Origin of the sequence: Pseudomonas sp. EA_65y_Pfl1_P113, from assembly GCF_963970525.1 — a bacterium.
Lineage (GTDB): Bacteria > Pseudomonadota > Gammaproteobacteria > Pseudomonadales > Pseudomonadaceae > Aquipseudomonas > Aquipseudomonas tritici.
Window position 1 is genome coordinate 22,992 of record NZ_CAXAQM010000045.1, and the last position, 16,442, is coordinate 39,433.

The 16,442-nt window shown below is 57.8% G+C and carries 12 protein-coding genes and 7 pseudogenes; 11 read left to right on the forward strand and 8 right to left on the reverse strand.

The window, feature by feature from the left end:
- Positions 1–12 precede the first annotated feature (12 nt).
- From AACY52_RS25695 to AACY52_RS25710, 5 genes and pseudogenes are all read left to right on the forward strand, one after another.
- Positions 13–2,082 carry a lipase family protein gene (locus tag AACY52_RS25695; protein WP_339560958.1) on the forward strand — a complete coding sequence of 690 codons (2,070 nt, stop codon included), beginning with the start codon at positions 13–15 and terminating at the stop codon, positions 2,080–2,082.
- Positions 2,075–2,872, forward strand: coding sequence for a hypothetical protein (locus AACY52_RS25700; RefSeq protein ID WP_339560959.1), 798 nt, complete (start codon positions 2,075–2,077; stop codon positions 2,870–2,872). The genes AACY52_RS25695 and AACY52_RS25700 overlap by 8 nt, the downstream gene beginning before the upstream one ends.
- A 29-nt stretch (positions 2,873–2,901) precedes the next feature.
- Positions 2,902–2,982, forward strand: a pseudogene (locus AACY52_RS32365) (PIN domain nuclease); the annotation flags it as partial.
- A gap of 3 nt (positions 2,983–2,985) precedes the next feature.
- Positions 2,986–3,456 (forward strand): annotated as a pseudogene (locus AACY52_RS25705) (DUF4158 domain-containing protein); the annotation flags it as partial.
- Between the two features lie 81 nt (positions 3,457–3,537).
- Positions 3,538–4,439 (forward strand): annotated as a pseudogene (locus AACY52_RS25710) (IS1595 family transposase).
- A 3-nt stretch (positions 4,440–4,442) separates the two neighbouring features.
- Here AACY52_RS25710 and AACY52_RS25715 read toward each other — a convergent pair.
- Positions 4,443–5,605 (reverse strand): annotated as a pseudogene (locus AACY52_RS25715) (IS3 family transposase).
- A 451-nt stretch (positions 5,606–6,056) separates the two neighbouring features.
- Between AACY52_RS25715 and AACY52_RS25720 the strand changes: the two are divergent.
- Positions 6,057–6,152 (forward strand): annotated as a pseudogene (locus AACY52_RS25720) (transcriptional regulator); the annotation flags it as partial.
- Here the strand turns inward: AACY52_RS25720 and AACY52_RS25725 are convergent.
- On the reverse strand, positions 6,149–6,778 hold the full coding sequence (locus AACY52_RS25725; RefSeq protein WP_339418317.1) for a ribonuclease T2: 630 nt from the start codon (positions 6,776–6,778) through the stop codon (positions 6,149–6,151). The pseudogene AACY52_RS25720 and the gene AACY52_RS25725 overlap by 4 nt on opposite strands.
- Before the next feature lie 36 nt (positions 6,779–6,814).
- On the reverse strand, positions 6,815–7,795 hold the full coding sequence (locus AACY52_RS25730; protein ID WP_339438890.1) for a Gfo/Idh/MocA family oxidoreductase: 981 nt from the start codon (positions 7,793–7,795) through the stop codon (positions 6,815–6,817).
- A 125-nt stretch (positions 7,796–7,920) separates the two neighbouring features.
- On the opposite strand from AACY52_RS25730, the gene AACY52_RS25735 reads away from it, so the two are divergent.
- Positions 7,921–8,283, forward strand: coding sequence for an NUDIX hydrolase (locus AACY52_RS25735; protein ID WP_065876121.1), 363 nt, complete (start codon positions 7,921–7,923; stop codon positions 8,281–8,283).
- A 262-nt stretch (positions 8,284–8,545) separates the two neighbouring features.
- Here the strand turns inward: AACY52_RS25735 and AACY52_RS25740 are convergent.
- Positions 8,546–8,943 (reverse strand): annotated as a pseudogene (locus AACY52_RS25740) (hypothetical protein).
- Between AACY52_RS25740 and AACY52_RS25745 the strand changes: the two are divergent.
- Positions 8,924–9,064 carry a hypothetical protein gene (locus AACY52_RS25745; RefSeq protein ID WP_339418315.1) on the forward strand — a complete coding sequence of 47 codons (141 nt, stop codon included), beginning with the start codon at positions 8,924–8,926 and terminating at the stop codon, positions 9,062–9,064. The pseudogene AACY52_RS25740 and the gene AACY52_RS25745 sit on opposite strands and share 20 nt — an antisense overlap.
- On the opposite strand, the gene AACY52_RS25750 is transcribed toward AACY52_RS25745, so the two are convergent.
- Positions 9,061–9,228 carry a hypothetical protein gene (locus AACY52_RS25750; protein ID WP_339418512.1) on the reverse strand — a complete coding sequence of 56 codons (168 nt, stop codon included), beginning with the start codon at positions 9,226–9,228 and terminating at the stop codon, positions 9,061–9,063. The genes AACY52_RS25745 and AACY52_RS25750 overlap by 4 nt on opposite strands.
- A 106-nt stretch (positions 9,229–9,334) precedes the next feature.
- Here AACY52_RS25750 and AACY52_RS25755 point away from each other — a divergent pair.
- Positions 9,335–9,990: pseudogene (locus AACY52_RS25755) on the forward strand (sensor domain-containing diguanylate cyclase).
- 532 nt (positions 9,991–10,522) lie between these two features.
- Here the strand turns inward: AACY52_RS25755 and AACY52_RS25760 are convergent.
- On the reverse strand, positions 10,523–10,969 hold the full coding sequence (locus AACY52_RS25760; RefSeq protein ID WP_339418314.1) for a GNAT family N-acetyltransferase: 447 nt from the start codon (positions 10,967–10,969) through the stop codon (positions 10,523–10,525).
- Between the two features lie 144 nt (positions 10,970–11,113).
- Here AACY52_RS25760 and AACY52_RS25765 point away from each other — a divergent pair, with 144 nt between their 5' ends.
- On the forward strand, positions 11,114–11,251 hold the full coding sequence (locus AACY52_RS25765) for a hypothetical protein (protein WP_370467892.1): 138 nt from the start codon (positions 11,114–11,116) through the stop codon (positions 11,249–11,251).
- Between the two features lie 4 nt (positions 11,252–11,255).
- Here the strand turns inward: AACY52_RS25765 and AACY52_RS25770 are convergent, their stop codons facing one another.
- Positions 11,256–11,585: a hypothetical protein gene (locus AACY52_RS25770; protein WP_339418312.1), complete on the reverse strand. Its 330-nt coding sequence runs from the start codon at positions 11,583–11,585 to the stop codon at positions 11,256–11,258.
- 90 nt (positions 11,586–11,675) lie between these two features.
- The gene (locus AACY52_RS25775; protein WP_339560960.1) at positions 11,676–14,177 is read right to left on the reverse strand and encodes a TonB-dependent siderophore receptor; all 2,502 of its coding nucleotides are present in this window, start codon (positions 14,175–14,177) and stop codon (positions 11,676–11,678) included.
- Between the two features lie 253 nt (positions 14,178–14,430).
- Between AACY52_RS25775 and AACY52_RS25780 the strand changes: the two genes are divergently transcribed.
- A partial coding sequence (locus AACY52_RS25780; RefSeq protein WP_339560961.1) for a DUF6531 domain-containing protein occupies positions 14,431–16,442 on the forward strand: 2,012 nt, incomplete at its 3' end.

The following is a 16,442-nucleotide window of genomic DNA, read 5'->3' on the forward strand; positions in this document are numbered from 1 at the left end:
AAGGAAGTGACGATGGACAAGCTCGATAGAACGCACCGAACGGATACGTTATGCCCAAATAAGGACGTCTTGTGTGGTCCGCAAATAAAACACTGGGTCGAAATTCAGCTGGTGGACGAGCACGGCGAAGCCCTGCCATACCTTCCCTATCGGGCACAGAACGACGCCACGCGAGAAGGAGTCGTGCCGGAGTATCGTGGGCAGGCTGGTGCCGATGGAGTGATTCGCATCGAAGGGCTGCACCCAATCCCCCTCACCTTGCGGATCGACGCCGATTCACTCGCCGAAGTGCTACAAACCCGTCGTTTGCGGGCAAAGCGGGCCGAGCCCGAGCGCCCCATCATCGGCGACCCAACTCCGCTCCACTGCCCGCAATACTCAGGACACTCCCCTGTCGAAGAAAAGGCCTTGTCAGCAGGTCACGACTACCACTATGTGCGCATCGGTCAACTCTGCGACAAGCTCCCCCAAATCGACCCACCGCTGCCCAAAGGGGAGCCATTGCCGGCCTTCCACTTCCCCGAGAAAGGTTTCAGTGGATACACCCTCGGAAGCGAGGTGGGGTATCGCCAGCCCTATGAACGACTGGATCGACGCCACGTATTGGAGGTCTGTCCCTTCCGCGCGTGGTCGTTGATGCTGCACCACCAGCAGGACTACAGCCTGGTCACGGCCTACAACCTGGGGCTGATGAGTGTACTTGCGTATAGCACCTTCAAGCCTGGGGAGTACGGTTCTGTGGAGGAATTCTTCGAGCAGCAGTGCCTGGACCTGTCGCGTACACCTCGGGTTAGGGATGGGTATACGAACCCTCCCTGTGTCGTGATCGATGTACCGTTTAGCGAGCGCTATACCATTTCCAAACCACTGGACACGACGCAGGGAACGGATCCAAAAGGGGACACTCAGCTGTTCTATGCGATCAGCGCTTCGCAAGTGCTGGTGGGGTGGCGTGGCACTGAAATGAACTTCCCCTTTTCTGATCTGGCCACGGATGTCACTTTCCGCCCAGTCAAGCCTGAGGTGCAGGCCAACTGTGAACCGAAGATACCCTGTGCTGACCTGACGCCAAGGGGAAGTGTGCATCTGGGGTTCCGCGATGCCTACGAGGTCGCTCGAAGGGTCTATTCCGATGCCTTAGGCAAGACGATTCCAGTAGAAGGGAAACTCAAAGAACTATTCATCTGTGGGCATAGTCTTGGCGGTGCGCTAGGGCTCATCCATGCAGCCTCCCTGAAAGACCTGAATCCTCTTCTGTACACCTACGGCATGCCACGCACCTTCACTCTACAAGCGGTGGCTTGCTTGGATGGCATTCGGCACTTTCGCCATGTCAACGATACCGATCTGATTCCTGAGGTACCGCCCGAAGCCGACCTGGAGAACTCGCTGTACAAACTCTACGGGCCCCTAGGCGGCACCCTGGGTACCGTCTGGTCGGTCGGCCAACTACTGGCCGACCCGCTCATCAAGGGACAGGACCCGTTCTACCACCATGGCGAAATCGCCGCCTTCTATCGCACCGACCAACATATACGGGTGCGGGGCTCCGACAACCCCTTCTACAAGAGCCGTGAAGGGCTAGGCGCGCCTTACCACACCATAATCAGTCGCCCTTTACCGGTTAAGGCCAAGCTATTCTTGGTCCCGAGCCTGAGCGAGACGGATGACGAACAAGCCCGCGCCGCTCAACAGCGTTACGCTGCCTCCCTCACCACGGAAAGTCGAGATCGGTATTTCCCCAAAGGGCGCAATGCCAAACGCGGCAACTTGCTGGGTCTGCGCAACCATTTCATGGGTAAATACCAGCCATACATCTATGGCCAGTTGATTGAGTCGATTGACCCCTCACGCATGCAAGAGCGCCAGAAAAATCGTCGCCAGTTGGAAGCACAGATGCTTCAGCATGGCGAAAATATGCCCGAGGACGAGTTGCTCCGTGATCGCCTGCTCCTCGAATTACAGGGCCTGGTTGGTATGACTCTGGAATGCACCCGCCAGATCGAGGGTGGCCCAGAGGCCTTGAAGCGCTTCGAAGCAGTGGCCGAAGACAATCTTTATACGGAGATGACCCATGGCTGAATACAGGCAAGCCCACATACCGCAGCGCATTTCCTTCGCTCTGCTCACCATATTTGCCAGCTTGACCGGTTGCGCCAAAGATCAGAGCCTGGCTCCGCCCGTAAACAGTGAGCAGGTCATTGTCCGGCTCAAGGTCCCCTCGGAATTGAAAGCGGAAACCATGAAGGTTATGTACCGCTCAACCCTTTGTACTTTCACCGACCATAGCGCCTACGGCGGGCCCTACCAACGCGACGGTTATCAGCACATGGACATCGAACCTGCGCAACAGGGCCGAAGTGATGTGTATGAAGCCAAATTATCCAAAGATGGCGGCGGGGCCTGTCAGTGGCGGCTAAGCAATGTGACCTTTGGTGTTTCCTATCGAGAGCCTGGGCGCTTTGGTGAAAATGTTCGTTTCGGCGCCGGCGGCGGGGTTGTGGTGATATTTGATGACAACGCGTCTCCCCGAGGTGGCGCGAATATAAAGGTTGATGGCGACCTGGCGATAAAGGAGAGCTATTACCCTTGGGTTGATGAGGGATTCATAGGCGGACACAAGAAGGATGTCAGCCTATTGGGGGAAGGGTACGATTATTATCGTATGTATCAAGCGCTTGATGCACGTTTAGTATCGTTTGAGCCAGTCTTGCACTCAAGATTTATGGTTTATTCAATTGGCCCCAAAGAAAAAAAGAAAGGGAACTTTGTAACATTTAAGTATCCCGACGGGAGTATTGAGGAAGTTCGCCGCGCTAAACCGGACTTTCGTAGGCTGGAAGCTATTCGTTTAGCCGCAGAAAAAAAGTAGGGATCATACCGAGACAAGACAAGCAGGCCCGTGATGGCTTGCAGCATCGGGGTCACATTAGACGTACCCGGATCGTCACTCCGGCCCAGTTCTGCACTGAGGTACTCTGATCAATGCCAGTTGGTTTTCTGACGCAAGAACAGCGCGAAGCATTCGGTCGCTACTCTGAGGTGCCCAGCCGCGGAGAGCTGGAACGCTACTTCCACCTGAGCGATGACGATCACAAGGCCATCCTACCGCTGCGCGGCGCGCACAGCCGGCTCGGCTATGCCACGCAACTGACAAGCGTCCGCTACTTGGGCACCTTCCCTGAAGACTTTTCAGACGTTCCGGATGAGGTGCTGCAAGCGCTCAGTCGTCAACTAGGCATCAATGATCCGACGTGCATCCTGGCCTATGCTGAAACCCGCCAGCGTCAACGTCATGCGGGAGAGATTCAGGAGCGTTATGGTTATCGGGTGTTTGCTGACTCCAGCGTCGGCTTGCGACTTGCTCGCTGGTTATATGCACTCTGCTGGACAGGGACAGATCGTCCTGGTGAGCTGTTCAATCGGGCGACGACTTGGTTGCTGACGCATAAGGTTTCCTGATTACGCATCATATTCAGCTGGGTTATGGGTTATCTGCTACGATTGCCTGTATGGATAACCAGTGGAGGTGTTCCCATGTCACGCAACCGCATTCAGTTCCAGCCGGGCTTATCGTTACCTGAGTTCTTGAAAAACTACGGCGCTGAAGAACAATGCCGCACAGCGCTCTTAATCTGCGCTGGCCTGCCGGTTTCAGCTGTCCGCAGTGCGGTCATGGCAGTGCCTGTCAATTGAAGCGACCTGTGCATCAGTGCAACCGCTGCCATCATCAAGCCTCCTTGACCGCTAGAACGATCTTTGACAGCACCAAGCTCCCTCTAACGACCTGGTTCCTGGCCATCTACTTGCTCACCCAACGCAAGAACAGCTTGTCTGCCTTGCAGCTCTCCCGCGAGCTGGGCGTGAGCTACAACACGGCCTGGAAGCTCAAACACAAGATCATGCAGGTGATGCTTGAGCGCGAGCGGGACAAGGTGCTCAGCGGGCGCATTGAAATTGATGACGCCTATTTGGGCGGGGAGCAGCCTGGAAAACGCGGCCGTGGTTCGCAGAACAAAGTGCCCTTTATTGCGGCGGTACAGACCAATACCGAGGGGCATCCGCTGTACCTGCAACTGCGTCGGGTAGAGGGGTTTACTCTTCATGAAATCACGCGTTACGCACAACATTCGGTTGCACCAGGAAGCACCGTGTTCAGCGATGGCCTTGCCTGTTTCAAGGCGTTTAACACAGCGCATTGTCAACACACCGCTATCGTGACCGGCAGTGGTCGGGCCAGTGCGCAGAATCCTGTTTTCAAGTGGGTCAACACCTTGTTGGGGAATGTCAAAAACGCACTGAGCGGCACTTTCCACGCCTTTCACCCCAAGCACTCACCGCGCTATCTGGCCGAGTTTGAGTATCGCTTCAACCGCCGCTTCGATCTTGGTTCGATGATAGAGCGCTTCAGCTACATCGCGCTGCGCACGCCACTGTAGTGGTCAACTAATCCCGGACACGACGTTAAGTTTTTCCTCGGCCCGAGCTGGCGCCAGCCCACCGTTGAATTGGTGAGGCCGAATCCAGTTGTACAGATGCATCAAAAAGTGACTGATGTCGCGCTGTGCTTCCTGTGCAGTTCTGTAGCCTAAGGTCGGTATCCATTCAGTTTTCAAACTCCGAAACACTCGCTCCATCGGTGCGTTGTCCCAACAGTTTCCCCGACGACTCATGCTTTGGCGTATACGGTATCGCCACAACCGCTGGCGAAATAATCGGCTTGCATATTGAGACCCTTGATCCGAGTGGAACAGCAGATCCGCAGGCCTGCCACGCTGCTCATAGGCTATATCCAGGGCCTTGATCACGAGTTCAGCGTCCGGTTTTTCCGACAGTGCCCAGCCCACTATCCGGCGCGTGCAGAGATCCAGCACGACAGCCAGGTAATGCCACTTTCCTTGCGCCCAAATATAGGTGATGTCACCGCACTAGACTTGATTGGGGGCTGGCACATCAAACTCACGGTTCAACGTATTCGGGATGTCGAGTCTTTCTACTTTCGCTCGTTTGTAAGCGTGGGAACCGGGTTGTTTGCTGACTAAATCAAGCTCGCGCATCAAGCTGCGCACTTTGAATCGACCGAGTTGCTCACCGTCTTCACGCATCAGCGAGAGAATGCTGCGACTGCCCGCAGCGCTGCGACTTTGCGAGAACAGCTCACTGACGCGACTGCGCAATCGAAGCCGTTCAACATCGGGCGTGCGGCGCCGCAGGCGCTGGGCGTAGTAACACGAGCGGGTAACGTCAAACACCTTGCACAGCCAATCAACCGGCTCATGGGCGCTCAACTGGTCAATCAGCGCAAACGCTCGTGATCTTCCGACATCAAGAGCGCGGTAGCCTTTTTTAATATGGATTTTTCTCGCTCAAGCCGGGCGATCCGAGCCTCCAGTTCCTGAATTTTCTGCTGCTCCGAGGTCAGCGCCTTACTCTGCGGAGTGACACCTTGGCGCTCCTTCTGTACCTGGTCAACCCAACGGCGCAACGCTGATTCACCAATGCCAAGTGAGCGGCTGGCTTCGATGTAGCTGTAGTTTTGCTTGAGTACGAGGTCAGCAGCCTCGCGTTTGAATTCAGCAGAAAAGGAACGGCGTTGTTTGGTCATGAGACACCTCTATCTGGCGAGCATTCTCGCCTAAATGGGTGTCCGGTTTCATTAGACCACTACACTCCTGATCCATGGGGGGTGGGTGGGATACTTCCTCTTGTCACCTCAGCGAGAGCGATAGGCCTGGTGTATCTCTGCCGATGGCAATCAGTCAGAGGACGTAATCCGCAGGCAGCACCCTGGAGCGGAGGCTATTGAAAGTAAATAGGACTTTTCCCAAAGTTACTCATTCCCAAGGAATTTGGTTGATCAGCAGGGCATTATCAACTCGCGATTGGATCGCAATCTCCGGAATACACACGCTGGCAGGGCTTAAGTGCACTTTCTGTTCCGTTGCGCCTCAAGACCAATGCGCCGTACAGCGCCGTATTCGACGCTGACCCTACGCTCTTCGAGGCCTTCGATGTCAGGCAAGTCGTCGACCACGCCGGTGGGTGGTGCGGCGCACGCTCGGACGTTGCTGCTGGAACGCCTGGAAGAGGTCACGCTGGCGCAGTTGGCCGAGGATTTCGACGAGCGCTATCGCGTCGCGATGATGCCCTAGCGCTGGGCGGGAATGCGGATATCGCCGTCGCGGCACTGAGTTTTGACGCTGCGCGGGCAGCCGGCGAAGGCCAGGTCCTTGGTCAGGCACACGCGCACTTCCGATAACACGTTACCTTTGCAGATCACCGCCAGCCCATGGCTGCCCATGCGCGGGTTGCTCTCACGAAACAACGCCTCGATCTCACGGGCTTGTAACGATGGCGGCGTATTGAACGGCTGCAGTTGCTGCGCAATGGTCACCACACCCAGCGCCTCGTCGGTTTTTTCCAGATACGCCAGCGGCTCCAGCCCGCTGCAGGTGCCATGCTTGGCCCATTCGTGCCGAAGCAGTGAACGGGTCGGGAACAATGCAGCACCTTTTTCGATTTCTTCGCGACTCAACTGCGATCGCGCTGAGCACGAAGCCGGCCACCCACCCCGTGCGTACTGCGGCCATAAGCCATGCAGCACAAAGCCGTAGCCCTTGCCCGAACACTGTTCATTGTCCGGGTGCGTGAGGCAGAAGGTTGGCGACCATGACAACGACAGCACATAGAAATCAAACTCTCCCGGCGTGCCTTGACTACGCGGGGCCGCCACTGCACTTGTGGCGAGTACCAGCCACACCATCATCCAGTATTTCATTGGTCTGTTCCTTGGAAAAACAAAACCCTATCGCGACTACCCAGGATGATGGGGGTTACGTTGTAGCACCTTGTCCAGGATCCGATCGGTCTTCAACGCTTCGATGGCCAATGACGGATGCTCGGCTTCGCCACGGATATGCGCATTCATGGCCAATACGTGATGCCACTGGATATGCGCGTGGCAGGGTACTTCCAGCACCTCATGGGTCTCGCCCTCAAGGTGCAGGGGCTGGTCCTCGAACACCGAGAACCGGATGCGCCCACGACTGCCGATCATCTCGACCACATCTTCACGGCGGTCCGAGACGAAGTTCCAGCAGCCCATGCCCAACGCGCCGGAGCTGAAGGTCCAGCACGCCGTCACTGCATCCTCGGCCGCATAGCGCCCGGCCTGGCGCGCGGTGAAGCCCGAGACTTCGATGATGTCCCCGGCCAGGTACTGGAACAGGTCGAAGCCATGGCTGGCCAAGTCGGCGAAATAGCCGCCACCGGCAATCGTCGGGTCGGTACGCCAGTTAGCGGCGCTGGCGTCGTCGACTCCCGCAGGTTTGCACAAGGTCCAGGTCAGGTGACGCAGCTCACCGATGCGCCCGTCCAGCAGCCAGTCACGCACTTGCTGGAAGCGCGGCAGCGAGCGGCGGTAGTAAGAAACAAACAGATGCAGCCCGGCACGCTCGAACGTGCGCTGCATCAACGCGCTCTGCTCGGCATTCAGCGACATGGGCTTCTCGACGCAGCAATGTTTGCCGGCTGCGGCCACCATCAGGCTGTATTCAAGGTGGCTGTCGGGCGGCGTGGCGATGTATACCGCGTCAACGTCGGGGTCGTTGATCAGTGCCTGGGCTTCGGTATAGAAGCGTGCGATACCGTGGCGTGCCGCATAATCACGCACAACAGCTTCACGGCGCCCCATCACGGCCACCAGCGCAGAACCTGGCGCTTTGTAGAAAGCCGGTCCACTCTTCAATTCAGTGACACTGCCACAGCCGATCATGCCCCAGCGTACGGTGCTCATCTGCTCTCCTCGTTCGTTTTGATCAATCGGGCAGTATCCACATCCCCACACGTCAGCGCTATAACCACTTAGCATGACAATTGAATTACAATTTTATGACACTCATTCCGCTGCGGGGCTAAACGATGAAAATACGCGCAACGGTCATCTGCGAACACGAGGGGCATATCCTCTTCGTGCGTAAGGCCAGATCAAAATGGGCCTTGCCGGGCGGCAAGGTAGAACGCAACGAGCGCCCGGTCGGCGCCGCCGAACGCGAGCTGCAAGAAGAAACCGGGTTGAACGTGGACGGCTTGCTCTACTTGCAAGAGCTGAAAGCCCGCGACACCGTTCACCACGTTTTCGAAGCGTCCGTTGTGAACATCGCCGATGCAAAACCTTGCAACGAAATAATCGATTGCCAGTGGCATCCCTATGGCGCGATGGAAGAACTCGACACCACCGACGCTACCCGGCACATCGTTAAATCCTTCCTACGTCGCCTGTAGTTCAGCGCTCTGCCCGCTGGCGACCAATCCTCGCTTCACCAAACCATTCTCTTTCTGCCGTTCGACAGAGGATCTGACGAACGCGGCTGCGGCTGCGTGCGCAATCGGTACTGCCATGGCCTGGCGCAGGCCGTGCTGGCTGACCATCGCTACGGCGGGCTTGGCGTTAACCCTCCAATGGTAGAGGCCTGCGCCCACGCCGCCGATCAAAATACATTGAGCAATACCGAGACAAACAACCACGGTTTCAGGGATTTAGCGGTCATTGCTGGGTGTTCTCGGCGTTGGCGGTAAAGATGACTTGCGCATCGCCCTGATCGAAGACACAGGGCAACACGTCGGATGACAACATCGGCAGTGGCACGCTCATCGACGCTACCAGCGTCCCGGTAACAATGCCGGCAATGCTCACGCCCACCAGGCCCACAGGCGACAACCAGTTGGCGTAGCGCGACCAGAACGACCTGCGGCGCGACGCAGACTGGCGGATCTGCCTCGCCAGTGCCGGGTCGGTAAGCGCCAGTTGATAGCTGTTCAGCTGGGCGTCGAGCCAACGGCCTCCTCCAAGGCCGCACGGGCACTGGGATGAGCACTTTCAAGCAGGGCTTGCGCCGCGCCTCGCTCCGCCAGAGGACACACCATGTATCGTCGACTTTCCATGCTAGTTGCCGCGTTGCTGATCGTCAGCCTCAGCGGCTGCGTAATCCTGCCGGAGCACCGCCATTGCTGCTGGCGCTATTACGGCGCGCTCGATACGCCGACCCACTCCGTCAACGGCTAGCCGACCACCGCAAACCCAAGGCGCCCGGCCGTGATCTCGGTGCGCAACTCGCCAATCAGGTTTGAGATGGAACGGATGCTGTCCAAAACCTCGGGGGACACGCCGGTCAGCAGCAGGTCGACCCGGCCGGAAACCGCTCGAAAATGTCGATTCGCTGACGTCAAAAACCCTGCCTGCGACCTCTCGTCTGCTGTTTCGGAGGGCACTTGACTCCACGCGTCAATCACAAGAGGCTCTTGGCCTTTCGCCATCATTCTGAGCAAAGCCCCTATGAGCATCGACCCTCCCAGCCAGCCCGACAGCGATGTGTACAAGACATTATTGGAGTCGACCAAGGCCATCCCCTGGCGCATTGATTGGCAAAGCATGACCTTCAGTTATATCGGCCCGCAGATCGAGACCTTGCTCGGCTGGAGCCCGCAAAGTTGGGTCAGCGTGGACGATTGGATCGAGCGCATGCACCCGGACGACCGTGAAAATGGGCCAGCGCCCAGCGCAGTCAGTTGCCACTGTCGCTGATCATCCTGGATATCGATTTTTTCAAGCAGTACAACGACCACTATGGCCATATCAAGGGCGACGAATGCCTGCGCCAAGTCGCGCACACCCTGTCACAGGCCGCCAACCGGCCACGGGATTTCATTGCGCGTATCGGCGGCGAAGAATTTGTGTGGTTGCTGCCGGAAACCGATGCGGCGTCGGCCAGGCAAGTGGCGCAACGCTGCCTGCACCTGATTCGCCAACGGCAGATCGAGCATGGTTTTTCGGCGGTATCGAACCTGTTGACCTTGAGCCTGGGCGTCGGCACACACATCGTAAAACCCGATAGCCCGATGCTGGGGTTTGTCGAAGAGGTCGATAAGTTGTTGTACCAAGCCCAACGCAATGGGCGGATGCGTGCAGCGTTCGCCACAGGTGAAGTTTGACGTTGAGGTCAATTTGCAGGCAAAAAAAATCCCAAGTAGCTGATGGAAACTTGGGATTTAAAAATGCATAAACCGTGGGAGGTGAACGCCCGGCTATAGTAGCGACTGTAAAAAGCTGTAACAAGATTATTTTAATCCTTTCGTCGGATTAAAAGCGCTGTAAGTCATTCAATAACCACACATTTTTTAAGGTGGCGGACTCTATGAATGCCACTTTTTGGTGCGAATACCGCCAAAATTCCCCCCTTCTAAAAAAGGGTTATTGAATTAAGGCGGCGTCACACTTTTCGACATGCGCTCGTTCAACGGCTCACATGTCTCGCGTGTATCAAGGCTATTAGGCAGTAGTGAACGCGCGATACTTTCTACCTGCCGACAGAGTGCCAGGCGCTCGTTGGCGGCTTGCCTCGCGCGGTCAACCTGGGCGTTGAGCTGGACAAAATAAATCCCCAGCAATACGGCAGAGCAAAGCACTCCGAGCACGAAGTAGCGCACGCTGTTAGAAGACGACGGCTCGGGCGCGTTCATTAGACTACTGCGTCCTGCTCTTCTCGTATCGCACATCATCGCCGTCAACCTGACCGACCACGACCCAACCGAGCCGCTGATAAAAACCGTTGGCGCGTATTTCGTCGCGGCCATCGGTGATCAGATACAGCCGGTCATGGTGTTCAAACAGCGCGGCTTCGGCGACCGCCATCAGCTGACGGCCCAGGCCCAGGTTTTCGTGAGTGGGCCGTACGAACATCGCAAATACCTCGCCTTCGGCCAGGTCGACCATGGCAAAGGCGACGGCCCGGCCATCCACTTCAGCGACCCACACGCAGGGCGCTGCCTCGATGCTCTCGGCCAACACCTGCGGCGTGATGCCCAGCCCAGCCATCTGTTCGACACTCAAATGGTTCTGCACCACCGACGTGCGGATGCTGAACAGCGTGTCGATATCGTCCTGCGTCGCCGTGCGGATTAGCGTTTGCATACTGGCCCCCGTGATAGAGGACGCAATTGTATGCAAATAGAAACACAGTGAATGTCGTGGATTTGTAAAGCGCTCTGCAGGCACTTGTCATGCTGCTTTCGCGAATAAGGAGAGCAGCACGGGGACGAAATAGTCCAGGCCAGCGTGCGTTTCAACACTGCCCTGGAAAGCAGCTTTGGCCCGCGAGTGATTAACGCTACCCGCAAGGGCATGGGCGTATCGACCCTGCTGCGTTCAGTGCTGTATTTCCAGGAGGATGCCAGCTCAGCGCCGTCGCACTAAGCGGTTATTTGCGGGCAACTTTGTAGCGCACACAGTCCTGATAGAAACTCTGGCGAATCGCCTCGGGTTTCAGCCGTGAGCCGCTGTCGTAGGTCTGTTCAGTGATGCCCATGGCCATCATGCGCATCCAGGATTTATTGAATTTGATGGTTTGGATTTTCTGCCGCGCGGCGTACAGCGACACCCCCGACAACTTGAGTTTCTGGGCCCTGGCGGCGGTGCCTGCGCCCCAACTGCACATGTACTTGTCACCCTCGCGCAACTCCCGTGCCTGCACGGCAGTTGCGCCGCCGGCCAGGGAGCAGGCGATCAGCATGATTCCAACAGTGCGCATTTGCATCCCCACCTAACCACCTGAAAATAAACGCGATTCTGGCGAGGATTTTGTTAGAAAGGGGCCATTAAATTGCCTTATTGCGTGCCATCACCACTGGTAAGTGGCGCTCGCCTGCACGGTGCGCTGCGAGCCATACCAGCACCACGAGTAGGAGTAGCAGGAGGCGACGTACTCTTTATTCGCCAGGTTGGTTGCGTTGAGCGCCAGGCGCAGGTTGTCCTTAAGGCTGGTGAGGTTTGGGATGTCGTAGTGCACCGCCGCATCGAACAAGGTGTAGCCCGGCACTTTCAGGGTGTTGGCGGTATCGCCCCAGGACGAGCCGATGTAGCGTGCGCCCGCACCCGCGCCGAAGCCCTTGAGGTGGCCCTCGTGGAAGGTGTAGTCGGCCCATGCCGACGCAGTGTGGCGCGGTACGGCGTAGGTGGTGGTGCCTTCGGCGGCGAGGTTCGGGCCTACGCCGATATCGCCGATGGGCGAATAGCGCACGGTGTTGTTGGACTGGCTGATGCGGTTGTCCAGATAGGCGTAGGCCGCAGTAATGTCCAGGTTATCGTTGAGGCTAGCCTTGCCTTCCAGCTCAAAGCCACGCGATTGCACTTCGCCGTCCTGGCTCTGGCAGCGCCCGCTGCCGCACAGGTGGGTGGGGTCCGGGTCGGTGGTCAGTACGTTGGTCTGGCGCAGGTCGAAGATCGCCGCCGTAATAAAGCTGTTGCTCCCCGGCGGCTGGTACTTGATGCCGATTTCATACTGTTTGCCTTCAGTCGGCTTGAACACCGAACCGCCATACCCGGTGCCCGATTGCGGGTTGAAGGACTCCGCGTAGCTGGCATACGGAGCCAGGCCATTATCGAACAGGTAGACCAGGCCGATACGGCCAGTAAACGCCTTGCTGTCCAACGAAGATTTACTCTTGGCGCCGCTGCGCAGGGCCTGGGTACTGCTATCGGTGCTGGCCCAGTCATAACGACCGCCCAGCAGCAATACCCACTTGTCCCACTTCATCTGCTCTTGCAGGTAGACACCGGTTTGTTCGCTGCGCGAGGTGCCGTCGGCGGTATAGGCCGGCACGGGGACCGCCGCGCCGTAGACCGGATCAAAGATATCCAGTGTGGGCCCGGCCTTGTAAACGCCTGAGCCGGACAGCGTATCGGTGCTGGTGTTCTGGTAATCGAGCCCCATCAACAAGGTGTGCTGCAACGGCCCCGTCTCAAATTTGGCCTGCAACTGGTTGTCGAGGGTGTAGGCATCCATATCGACATCACTGGCAATGGTCGAACGCTGGATGGTGCGGTAATCCGATAACAGGATATTGCTGTAAAGGCTGCGGTATTGGCCTTCGGTGCGCAGGTATCGGGCATTCTGGCGCACGGTCCACACGTCATCGACATGATGCTCGAACGCCCAGCCGATCGAGTAATACTCGCGGTCGCTTTTCTCGAACTTCTTTTCGCCATCGTAGAGATCCACATCGATGCTGCGCCCGATCGGGCTGTGCAGCACCGAGCCCCAGGCCGGCACCGAGCCGTAAGACGCACCTTTGGGGTCCTTCTGGAAATGCCCGAGCAGGGTCAACGACGTGGCGTCATCCGGGCGCCAGGTAAAGGCGCTGGACAATGACTGACGGCGCGTCTCGGTGTGTTCCACCTGGCCATCGGCATCGTCGAAAAGCCCGGCCACGCGGTACGAATACACACCCTGATCATCCAGCGGGCCGCTCAAGTCAAAAGTGGTGCGCTTCTTGTTGAAGGTGCCGTATTCCACACCCACTTCATGAAACGGCGCGTCTAACGGGCGCTTGCTGACCATGTTGATCACCCCGCTCGGCGTGCCCTGCCCATATAACACCGACGCTGGGCCGCGCAGCACTTCGACGCGTTCCAGGTCAAACGCGTCCTTTTGCGGCAAGGCGTCACGGCTCGAAGGCATGCGCAAGCCATCGAGGTAAGTGGCCGGGGCGAAACCGCGAATGGTCAACTGATCGAGACGCGACGCGGTAGCGCCACGGGTTTCCGGGATAACAGCGGCGCTGTAGCGCAGGATCTGGTTAAGGCTCTCGGCGTTTTGCGCACGCATCTGGTCTTTGGTGACGATGGAGATCGACTGCGGGGTTTCGATCAACGCGGTATCCGTCTTGGTGCCCGACAAACTGCGCGTGGCCACATAACCCGACACCGGACCGGTCGGGCTTTCGGCTTGGTACGCACCGCTGATGGTGGTGGCCTGCAGCTCCATGGCCGCGCCGTTATCCGGGATAGCTTCCAGGCGGTAGCGATCGGCGGAGAGTTTCATCGCCTGCAGGCCGCTGCCAGCGAGCAGTTGGTTCAGCGCAACTTCGGTGTCGTATTGCCCGCTCAACCCCTTGCTGCGTTTGCCCCGGGTCAAGCTCGCATCGAAGGCCAACACCAGGCCCGCCTGCTCGGCCAGGCTATTGAGCGCCTGGCTCAGGTCACCGGCAGGAATCGAGAAACCGCGCACGGCGCTGCTGCTTTCTTCGGCGAAGACGGTTTGGGCAGTCAGCAACGGCACGGCGACAAAAGCCATCGCCACTGACAGGGTCAGTGGATGCAAGGGACGAGCAAGGCGCGACATGGGAAATCCTGCGTAATGGAGGTTCTATTAACCATGACGGCCATGTCGGGGAATCGGGCAAGGATGAGAGCGATTTTTATTTGAGAGTGGTTGCTGCAATCAGTTTTATCGCTTTTTTGTGTAGCTCTTGGGGTTGGTATTGCGCGGTTTTTTCCCCTTTGTAGTGGGCCTTTTCTGAATTTCTCAACCGTTCATCCAGCCGCTTTTTGCTCCGGCATGCTCCGACGCCTTGCCCTTTGTCGAGCCGTCACGGATGACCCACGCTTCCCACATCAGCCTTATCGAATTTGAGCTCGATGGCTTTCATCAGAGCGTGGAGATTTATCGCCAGCAGATGGGCGCCTGGTATTCGCGTGCGCTGGATTCGGTGAGCCACGGGTTGGACATGCCGTCGTTGCTGGGGATGGATCGGGTGTTGCGGGTCGAGGGTTCGCAGCGGTCGCAGTGGGCTGGGTTTAAGCCGCATTGGGAGCGATCTACTGCCAGCGCGATTGGCAGCGGCCTATTGGCGGGCAGTTGGGCGGCGATCCGTGATGTGTGGGACAGCATCAAGCTGGTGCAGGCAATTCTTGAGGACCCGCTGAAGTTCGTCGGGCAACTGGGTGATCAGGCCGACAAGTTGGCACAAATCGCCACCGACGCCCCCAAGGTCATGGAGCAGGCGATGTTGCTGGCCAGTGATGAGGCGGCGCTGTTCCTGTTGGTGCGCACGGCGATGATCTGGCTGGACGCGTTACCGCCCGGTGAAATGGCCGAGGTGGCGGCAGGGTTCGTGGTGTCGTTGCTGGTTGATCTGGTAATTGGCGTGGTGTTGACCATCGCATTGCCAGCTGCGGGCGTGGCGTATTTGAGCTTGCGGTTGGTCAAGTATGGCGCGCAGATCCTCGAGGCGGCGGTGAGCTTTGTCAGGGGACTTCTGGCGACTCTGAAGAAGTTTATGCAGGCCATGGATCGCTACAAGGCGGTGGCCGTTCGCGGGGTGGTTGGCGGGCTGAAGCAAGGCACGATGCAGATGCGCTGGAAGGCCCGGCAAAACGCGGTATTGAAGCAGACAGAGCATGTAGATGACGTGCCTGCTGGTTCGAAAAATCCGGCGGGGGATGCGACGGCTTCTTCGGACAAGACCGCAACCAATGGCTGCCCAGTATCGATGGTTACCGGGGAGGAACTGCTGACACTGACCGATGGTGCGCTCGATGGGATTCTGCCGTTTGAGTGGACTCGGTTGTACCGCACCAGTGCGGTGGAAGTGGATTGCGGGCTGGGGTTTGGCTGGAGTCATTCGCTGGCGCATCGGCTTGCTGTTTCCGGTGACTCGGTGGTGTGGACGGATCATGAGAATCGCTCGACTACCCTGCCCTTGCCTTCTGTTTCTCGGCCTGCAATTACCAATAGCTTGGCTGAAGCGGCGATCTACCTGGGGTCTTTGCCTGATGAGTTAGTCCTGTCTCAAGGGTCACGTTTCTACCATTTCTGCGACGGTGTGCTGACAGCGATCAGCGATGCGTATGACAACCGGTTGCGCATTTTTCGCAATTATCTGGGGCAGATCGAGCGGCTGGACAACGGCGTCGGGCGCTCGTTGTTTTTGCGCTATGCATCGGGCCGCATTGTCGTGGTGGATTACCAGGTTGAGCGGGCTGTGGATGACGGTCCGTTTGTCTGGGTGACGGAGCAGAAGGTTGTTTCCTACGCCTATGACGATGCCGGTCGGTTGGTTTCAGCGACTAACGCTGTAGGCGAAAGTGAGGTTTATCGGTACGACGATCAGCACGTCATTCTTGAGCGCGGACTGGCCGGTGGGGCGAGCTTCTTTTGGGAATGGGAACGGTCTGGTAAGGCGGCGCGGTGTGTCCGGCATTGGGCGAGCTTTTCGCAGATGGACACGCGGTATGTGTGGGATGACAACGGCCAGGTCACGGTTCATAACGCCGATGGCAGCCAGGAAGTCTACGTGCATGACCAGCGGGCGCGGCTGGTGCGGCGGGTGGATCCCGATGGTGCTGAGCATTTCAAGTCCTACGATGAGAAAGGCCGGCTGACGGTTGAGCAGGATCCTCTCGGCGCGATAACAGCCTACCAATACGACGAAGCTGGGCGGTTGGTGGCGCTGTTTCCGGGGGATGATGAGCCGACTGCCTACGAGCATGACAATGGCTTCGTACGGGTTGTAAGGCGGGGTCTGGCGGTTTGGAAATACGAGCGCAATGATCAGGGCGACGTTACGCGTAGGACCGATCCAGACGGACACTCCACGGACTACAG